Raw genomic sequence first — 7,056 nt, 5'->3', positions numbered from 1 at the left:
GCGCAGCCACCGCCGCGGCACTCAGCGCCCGCACGGCACCGGTGCTCAGCGCCGCCAGGTCGGCCGTCTCCAGCGCCGCCACCTGGGTGGCCGTCAGCGAAGCCGCCTGCGCGGTCGACAGCGCAGCGAACTGCGTGGTCGTCAGCGCATTCAGGTAGTCGGTGTGCAGCGCGCCGATCTGCGGGCCGGTCAGCGCCCCGATCTGCGCCGTCGTCAAGGCCGAGAACTGGTCCGAGCTGAGCGCGTCCATCTGCGCCGGCGTCAGCGCGCGGAACGCGGCCGAGCTCAGCGCGCGCAGGTCGCCCGTCTCCAGCGCCAGCATCTGCTCCGGCGTCAGCGCGGCGGCTTGCGTCGCGGTCAGCGCTGCCGCCTGGGCCGTCGTCAGCGCGACGATCTGGTCGGTCGTCAGCGCGGCCACCGAGGCGGCACTCAGCGCCTTGATGGCCGATGTGTTCAGCGCCGCCCAGTCGGCGGTCTCCAGCGCGGCCACCTGGGCCGGGCTCAGCGCTGCCACCTGGGTCGATGACAGCGAGGCGAACTGCGTGGTGCTCAAGCCGAGCAGGTCGTCGGTGCTGAAGGCCGCCACCTGGCCGGGCGTCAGCGAAGCCACCTGCGCCGTCGTCAGCACCGCCAGCTGCGATGGCGTCAGCGCATCGATCTGGGCGTCGTTGAGCGCGCGGAAGGCGGCGGTGCTCAGCGCGCGCACGTCGGCGGTCTCCAGCACCGCGATCTGCTCCGGCGACAACGCGACCACCTCGGCCGAGGTCAGCGCCGCGAACTGGGTGCTCGTCAGCGCCTGCAGGTCGTCGCTGCCCAGCCCGGCGATCTGCGTTGGCGTCAGCGTCGCGATCTGCGCCGTCGTCAGCGCACCGAACTGCCCGGACGTGAAAGCCTCGATCTGCGCCGGACTCAGTGCCCGGAACGCGGCGGAACTCAATGCGCGCAGGTCTGCCGTTTCGATCGCGGCGATCTGGTCGGTCGTCAGTGCCGCCACCTGGGCGCTGTTCAGCGCGGCGACCTGCGCCGTCTGCAGGGCCGCGATGTCACCGGTCGACAGCGCCGCGATCTGCGCCGGCGCCAGCGAGGCCACCTGCGCCGTGCTCAGCAGCGCCACCTGCGCCGTGCTCAGGGCATCGAGCTGTGCCGCCGACAAGCCGCGCAGCGCAGCCGTCGTCAGTGCCCGCAAGTCGGCCGTCTCCAGGTGCGAGATCTGCTGCGTGGTCAACGCCGCGGCCTGCGCGCTGTTGAAGGCCGCGAACTCGGCGGTCGTCATCGCGTTCAGCGAGGTGGTCGACAGCGCGGCGATCTGCGCCGGCGTCAGCGCGGCCACCTGCGCGGTGGTCAGCAGGCCGATCTCCTGCGTCGTCAGCGCCGCGAGCTGCGCGCTGCTCCAGCCGCGGATCGCGGCGGTGGTCAGCGCGCGCAGGTCCGCCGTCTCCAGGTTGGCCGCCTGCGTGGTCGTGATCGCACCCGCCTGCGTCGCCGACAGCATCGCGAACTGCGCGGTCGTCAACGCGTTCAGCTCGCTGGTCGTCATGCCGGCGATCTGCGCCGTCGTCAGCGCCTGCACCTGGGCATCGGTCAGCGCGCCGGTGCTGGACGTCGGGGTGGCCGGCGTCGTCGGCGCGGTCGAGCCGCCGCTGCCGCCGTCGGACGAGAACAGGTCCCGCCAGGCCGAGGGCAGCAGCTTGCTCACCAACCACTTGACGATGCCGAATTTCATGCGGGCAGGGATGCGGGTGACCGGCGTGACCGCGCGGCACGCACTTCAGGGAGTGCGTGCCGCGCCATCGGTTGCCGTGATCAGATCAGCGGGCCGATGTTCTTCAGGTGCTCGTCGTCGGCCAGCAGCTTGTGATCGACATGCACCGCGGCATGCGCCGTGGTCTGCGTCGCGGCCACCGTCGGGGCGCTGCTGCCGCCCAGCACGTCGGCCGTCGGGGCGGCCAGCACATCGGCCAGCTGCACCGGCAGTTCCTTGGCTGCCGTGGCATCGGTCGCCGCGGCCTTGCCGAACCACACGTCCGCCATGTCGTGCTTGGCGCCGTCGGTCGTCGTGTAGCTCGACACCAGGCCCAGCAGGTTGCCGTTCTGCACCGTCGTGCCGCTCGCGGCATGCAGGTCCAGCGAGACGATCCCGAAATCGGCCAGGCCCTTCAGCTCGCCCGCCTCGGAGATGCCGTCCTGGTTGGCATCGACCCACACCTTCAGCTTGTCGAAGTTCGCGTCCGCGGCGCTCAGCTTGCCGTCGTGGTTCGTGTCCTCGATCTTCATGGCCTCGTAACCGTTGCCGGCGCGGGTGCCGTCGGCCTTCACGGTCGCGACGCCGAACAGCTCGGTGCCGTCGTTGATCTTGCCGTCGCCGTTGCGGTCCATCACCAGGATGCCGTCCGTCGCCGACGCCCAGCCCACCTTGTTGGCATGGCCGGTGGCGTTCAGGTCGAAGTTGACGCCGTGCGCCGCCGACACCGTCGAGACGCCGTCACCGTTCAGGTCCAGCACGATCGGCGAGGCCGCCATGAAGGCATCCAGCTGCGGCGACGACATCACCGCGATGTCCTGGCCTTCGAAGGCCGCGATCTGCGTCATCGTCATCGCGGCGATGTCCTGCGTTTCCAGGGCCATCGTCTGCGTGGTCGTCAGCGCGATGACCTGGTCGGTCGTCAGCGCATGCACCTGGGCGGTCGTGAACGCGGCGATCTGCGTCGCGCTCAAGGCCTGGAAGGTGTCGGTCGTGATGGCCTGGACCTGGTCGGTCGTCAGCGACTGGATCGCGGCCGTGCTCAGTGCACGCAGGTCCGCGGTTTCCAGGTTGCCGATCTGCGTGACCGTCAGCGACTGGATCTGCGCCGTGTTCATCACCAGGAACTGCGAGGCGGTGAACGCGTTCAGGTCGTCGGTGGCCAGGTGCGAGAGCTGCGAGGTCGTCAGGTTGCTGACCTGGCCGCCCAGCGAGGAGAGCTGCGTCGTCGTCAGCTCGCCCAGTTGCGCATCCGTCAGGGCACGCAGCGAGGTCGAGGTCAGCGCGCGCAGGTCCTGCGTCTCGATCACCGAGATCTGGTCGGTCGTGATGCCGAGCACCTGGGTCGCCGACAGCGACGCGTAGTGCGCCGTGGTCAGTGCCTGCAGGTCGTCGGTGGCCATCGTGCCGATCTGCGAAGCCGTCAGCGAAGCCGACTGCGCGGTGGTCAGCGCCGCGAACTGCGTGCCGGTCAGCGCGTTCAGGTCATCGCTCGACAGGCTCGAGATCTGCGTCGTGGTCAGCGCAGCGACCTGCGCCGTGCTCAGCGCACCGAACTGGTCGGAACCCATCGCGTCCAGCTGCGCGGTGCTCAGCGAATGCAGCGCCGCGGTGCTCAGTGCACGCAGGTCGTCGGTCTGCAGGGCCGCCATCTGGTCGCTGCCCAGGGTCTGCACCTGCGCCGTCGAGAAGACCGCGAACTGGCTGGTGGTCAGCGCGTTCAGGTCGTCGGTGGTCAGCGTGCCGACCTGGCTGGCCGTCAGCGCCGCCACCTGGCCGGTGGTCAGTGCCGCCATCTGGTCAGAGGTGAGGGCGGCCAGCTGGTCGGAGTCCAGTGCGCGGATCGCGTTGGTGCTCAGCGCGCGCAGGTCGGCCGATTCCAGGTCCGGCATCTGGTCGGTCGTCAGCGCATGCGCCTGGGCCGTGGTCAGTGCCGCGTAGTGCGCGGTGGTCAGCGCACGCAGGTCGTCGGATTGCAGGCCGGCGATCTGCGTGACCGTCAGCGAGGCCACCTGGGCCGTCGACAGCGCCGCGAACTGCGCGGTGCCGAAGGCGTTCAGGTCGTCGGTGACCAGGTTGCTCAGCTGGGCCGTCGTCATCGCGGCGACCTGGGCCACCGTCAGCTGGCCCATCTGGTCGGAGCTCAGCGCATCGATCTGCGCGGTGCTCATGTTGGCGATGGCCGAGGTGCTGAGGGCACGCAGGTCCGACGATTCCAGGTGCGGGATCTGGTCGGAGGTCAGCGAAGCGACTTGCGCCGTCGACAGGATCGCGAACTGGGCAGTGCTCAGCGCGTTCAGCGAGTCGGAGCTCAGCGAGGCCAGCTGCGTCGTCGTCAGCGCGCCGACTTGCGCGGTCGTCAGCGATGCCACCTGGTCCGAGGTCAGCGCAGCGAACTGGTCGCTGTTCAGKCCGCGGATGCCGGCGGTGCTGATGGCACGCAGGTCRGCCGATTCCAGGTGCGGGATCTGGTCGCTGGTGAGCGCGCCGACTTGTGCAGTGGTCAGCGCGGCGTAGTGCGCCGTCGTCATCGCACGCAGGTCGTCGGTCTGCAGGCCGGCCACCTGGCCGACCGTCAGCGAAGCGACCTGGGCGGTCGACAGCGCGGCGAAGTCGGCGGTGTTCAGCGCGTTCAGGTCATCGCTCACCAGGTTGCTCAGCTGGGCGGTCGTCAGGCCGGCCACTTGCGCGGTCGTCAGCTGGCCCATCTGGTCGGAGGTCAGCGCGTCGATCTGCGCGGTGGTCCAGTTGCGGATCGCGGCGGTGCTCAGGGCACGCAGGTCGGCCGATTCCAGCGTCGGGATCTGGTCGGTCGTCAGCGMGGCGGCCTGGGCGGTCGACAGCGYCGCGAACTGCGTCGTCGTCAGCGCGTTCAGGTCGYCGGTGCCGAGKKKCGACAGCTGGGTCGTCGTCAGCGCGGCCACTTGCGCGGTCGTCAGCGCGGCGAACTGGTCGCTGGTCAGCGAACCAAGCTGTGCCGAGTCGAGCTGGCGCAGCGCCGTCGTGCTGATCGCACGCAGGTCGGCCGAYTCGAGGTTCGGSAWCTGGTCGGTSGTCAGCGCRGCSACTTGCGYGGTGYTCAGCGCGGCGWASTGSGCCGTCGTCAGGGCACGCAGGTCATCGGAYTGCAGMCCGGCSAYCTGCGTGGCGGTCAGCGAAGCCACTTGCGCGGTGGACAGCGCGGCGAACTGCGCGGTGTTCAGCGCGTTCAGGTCGTCGSTGACCAGGTTGSYSAGCTGGGCSGTCGTCAGYGCGGCGACTTGCGCCGTCGTCAGCTGGGCCATCTGGTCGCTGGTCAGYGCGTCGACCTGYGCGGTSSTCCAGTTGCGGATCGCGGCGGTGCTCAGSGCACGCAGGTCCGACGATTCSAGGTGCGGGATCTGGTCGGAGGTCAGCGAAGCGGCCTGCGCGGTCGACAGGATCGCGAACTGGGCGGTGCTCAGCGCGTTCAGCGAGTCGGAGGTCAGCGAAGACAGCTGGGTGGTCGTCAGTGCGGCCACTTGCGCGGTCGTCAGCGAAGCCACCTGATCCGAGGTGAGGGCCGCGAACTGGTCGCTGTTCAAGCCACGGATACCGGCGGTGCTGATGGCACGCAGGTCGGACGATTCCAGGTGCGGGATCTGGTCGCTGGTCAGCGCGCCGACTTGTGCGGTGCTGAGCGCGGCGAACTGCGCCGTCGTCATCGCCCGCAGGTCGTCGGTTTCCAGGCCGGCGATCTGGCTGACCTTGAGCGCAGCGACCTGGGCGGTCGACAGCGCGGCGAAGTCAGCGGTGTTCAGCGCGTTCAGGTCTTCCGTCGTCAGGTTCGCCAGCTGGGTCGTCGTCAGGTTGGCCACTTGCGCGGTCGTCAGCTGGCCCATCTGGTCGGAGCTCAGCGCGTTCAGCTGGTCRGTGTTCCACGAACGCAGCGCGGCGGTGCTCAGCGCACGCAGGTCCGAAGACTCGAGGTGCGGGATCTGGTCGGTCGTCAGCGACGCGACCTGCGCGGTCGACAGGATCGCGAACTGGGCGGTGCTCAGCGCGTTCAGCGAGTCGGAGGTCAGCGACGACAGCTGGGTSGTCGTCAGCGCGGCGACTTGCGCGGTCGTCAGCGATGCCACCTGGTCCGAGGTGAGGGCCGCGAACTGGTCGCTGTTCAGGCCACGGATGCCGGCGGTGCTGATGGCACGCAGGTCAGCGGATTCCAGGTGCGGGATCTGGTCGCTGGTGAGGGCGCCGACTTGCGCGGTGCTGAGCGCGGCGTAGTGCGCCGTCGTCATCGCCCGCAGGTCGTCGGTTTCCAGGCCGGCGATCTGGCTGACCTTCAGCGCGGCGACCTGGGCGGTCGTCAACGCAGCGAAGTCAGCGGTGTTCAGCGCGTTCAGGTCCTCGGTCGTCAGGTTCGCGAGCTGGGTGGTCGTCAGGCCGGCCACTTGGGCGGTCGTCAGCTGGCCCATCTGGTCGGAACTCAGCGCGTTCAGCTGGTCGGTGTTCCACGAACGCAGCGCGGCGGTGCTCAGCGTGCGCAGGTCGCTCGATTCGAGAACCGGGATCTGGTCGGTGGTCAGCGAGGCGACTTGCGTGGTCGACAGCGCGGCGTACTGCTGCGTCGTCAGGGCGCGCAGGTCGTCGCTGTTCAGCGTCGACAGCTGCGTGGTCGTCAGCGCGGCGACCTGGCCGGTCGTCAGCGCGCCGATCTGGCTCGAGTCGAGGGCGGCCAGCTGGTCGCTGTTCAGCGCGCGGATCGCGGTGGTGCTGATGGCGCGCAGGTCGGCCGATTCGAGGTTCGGGATCTGGTCGGTCGTCAGCGCACCCACTTGYGCSGAGTTCAKCGCGGCGTAYTGSGCSGTSCTCAGGGCACGCAGGTCATCGGATTGCAGSCCGGCGATCTGSGTGGCGGTCAGSSMGGCGACCTGGGCGGTCGACAGCGCGRCGAACTGCGCGGTGTTCAKCGCGTTCAGGTCGKYGGTSSTCAGGTTGSYCAGYTGSGCGGTCGTCAGGCCGGCGACCTGGGCGGTSGTSAGCKSRCCCATCTGGTCGGAGGTCAGCGCRTCGATCTGSGCGGTGSTCCAGTTGCGSAKCGCGGCGGTGCTCAGCGCRCGCAGGTCCGACGATTCSAGGTGCGGGATCTGGTCGSWGGTSAGSGCGGCRGCCTGGGCCGTCGACAGSAYSSCGAACTGCGYGGTGCTCAGYGCGTTCAGCGARTCGGAGSTCAGCGASGMCAGCTGGSTGGTCGTCAGYGCGGMGAYYTGSSCGGTCGTCAGCGATGCSACCTGGTCCGAGGTGAGGGCCGCGAACTGGTCGCTGTTCAGGCCACGGATGCCGGCGGTGCTGAT

General features: G+C 69.6%; 1 protein-coding gene and 1 pseudogene. Both read right to left on the bottom strand.

The features are described 5' to 3' along the window. A pseudogene (locus tag AC1D01_RS15210) lies at positions 1 to 1,723 on the bottom strand (heme utilization protein); the annotation flags it as partial. A gap of 80 nt (positions 1,724 to 1,803) precedes the next feature. Next, complete coding sequence (locus tag AC1D01_RS15205) at positions 1,804 to 7,041, bottom strand: SPM autocatalytic domain-containing protein (RefSeq protein ID WP_477867602.1); 5,238 nt, start codon at positions 7,039 to 7,041, stop codon at positions 1,804 to 1,806. Positions 7,042 to 7,056 lie beyond the last annotated feature (15 nt).

It is taken from the genome of Rhizobacter sp. P3_B12 (assembly GCF_056402895.1).
This window is presented reverse-complemented; position numbering and strand designations above follow the sequence as displayed.